This window comes from Pseudomonas eutrophicaquae (assembly GCF_023544715.1).
Taxonomy (GTDB): domain Bacteria; phylum Pseudomonadota; class Gammaproteobacteria; order Pseudomonadales; family Pseudomonadaceae; genus Geopseudomonas.
Genome location: NZ_JAMJEZ010000044.1, coordinates 1 through 2,048 on the forward strand (window position 1 = coordinate 1; position 2,048 = coordinate 2,048).

Below are 2,048 nucleotides of genomic sequence, written 5' to 3' on the forward strand. Positions count from 1 at the left end.
TAACAAATAAATCTTACCATTTACAGCGCAAGCTTTCGATCCAAAAAAAGATCAATTTAAAGAAGTTACACAAGAAGATTTAAAAGGTTCTTGGAGCGTAGTATGCTTCTATCCTGCTGACTTCTCATTCGTTTGTCCAACTGAATTAGAAGACTTACAAAACCAATATGAAGAATTACAAAAATTAGGCGTAAATGTATTCTCAGTATCAACTGATACTCACTTCGTACACAAAGCATGGCATGACCATTCAGATGCAATTAGCAAAATCACTTACACTATGATTGGTGACCCATCACAAACAATCACTCGTAATTTTGATGTATTAGATGAAGCTACTGGTTTAGCTCAACGTGGTACATTCATTATCGACCCAGACGGTGTTGTACAAGCATCTGAAATTAACGCTGACGGAATTGGCCGTGACGCTAGTACATTAGCTCACAAAATCAAAGCAGCTCAATATGTTCGCAAAAACCCTGGCGAAGTATGCCCAGCTAAATGGGAAGAAGGCGCTAAAACATTGCAACCTGGTTTAGATTTAGTAGGTAAAATCTAAGGAGGCATTAAAAACATGCTTAATGCTGATTTAAAACAACAACTTAAACAACTATTAGAACTAATGGAGGGCAACGTTGAATTCGTTGCCAGCCTTGGTTCAGATGATAAATCTAAGGAACTCAAAGAATTATTAACAGAAATTTCTGATATGTCACCTAGACTTTCACTTTCTGAAAAGTCTTTAAAACGTACACCAAGTTTCTCAGTCAATCGTCCTGGCGAAGAAACAGGTGTAACATTTGCAGGTATTCCATTAGGTCACGAGTTTAACTCACTTGTTTTAGCAATTTTACAGGTTAGTGGTCGTGCACCTAAAGAAAAACAGTCAATCATTGACCAAATTAAAAACTTAGAAGGTTCATTCCATTTTGAAACATTCATTAGTTTAACGTGTCAAAAATGTCCTGATGTCGTTCAAGCACTTAACTTAATGAGTGTGATTAACCCTAACATCACGCATTCTATGATTGATGGTGCAGTGTTCCGTGAAGAATCTGAAAACATCATGGCAGTCCCTGCTGTCTTTTTAAATGGCGAAGAATTTGGCAATGGTCGTATGACAATCCAAGATATTCTTTCGAAACTAGGCAGTACGGCAGATGCATCTGAGTTTGAAAACAAAGAACCTTATGATGTCTTAATCGTTGGTGGTGGTCCTGCTAGTGGTAGTGCAGCGATTTACACAGCACGTAAAGGTTTACGTACTGGTATAGTTGCTGATCGTATCGGGGGCCAAGTTAATGATACTGCTGGTATTGAGAACTTCATTACTGTTAAAGAAACAACTGGTTCTGAATTTTCTTCTAACTTAGCAGCGCACATTGATCAATATGACATTGATGCAATGACAGGCATTCGTGCTACAGATATCGAAAAGACTGACGAAGCAATTAAAGTTACGTTAGAAAACGGTGCTGTCCTAGAAAGTAAAACAGTCATTATTGCTACTGGTGCAGGTTGGCGTAAGCTAAACATTCCAGGTGAAGAGCAATTGATTAATAAAGGTGTTGCATTCTGCCCTCACTGTGACGGACCTCTATTTGAAAATAAAGACGTAGCAGTTATCGGTGGCGGTAACTCTGGGGTTGAAGCAGCAATTGACCTTGCTGGTATCGTTAATCATGTTACATTATTCGAATTCGCTAGCGAATTAAAAGCAGACAACGTGTTACAAGATCGTTTACGTTCTTTATCAAATGTTGATATCAAAACAAATGCCAAAACTACTGAAGTTGTCGGAGAAAACCATGTTACAGGTATACGTTACGAAGACATGAGCACCGGCGAAGAACATCTACTTAACTTAGATGGTATCTTTGTTCAAATTGGTTTACTTCCAAACACATCATGGTTAAAAGATGCTGTTGAATTAAACGAACGTGGTGAAATTGTTATTGATCGTAACAATAATACTAACGTACCTGGAATATTTGCTGCTGGCGATGTCACAGATCAGAATAACAAACAAATTATTATTTCAATGGGCG

The 2,048-nt window shown here is 37.9% G+C and carries 2 protein-coding genes; both read left to right on the plus strand.

Translation table 11 applies throughout. From position 1 onward, the window contains the following. Window positions 1–10: 10 nt before the first annotated feature. Window positions 11–559: an alkyl hydroperoxide reductase subunit C gene (gene ahpC / locus MXC11_RS11990; RefSeq protein ID WP_250010407.1), complete on the plus strand. Its 549-nt coding sequence runs from the start codon at window positions 11–13 to the stop codon at window positions 557–559. A gap of 15 nt (window positions 560–574) precedes the next feature. After that, window positions 575–2,048: alkyl hydroperoxide reductase subunit F (gene ahpF / locus MXC11_RS11995; RefSeq protein WP_250010406.1), on the plus strand; the 1,474-nt coding region annotated here is incomplete at its 3' end.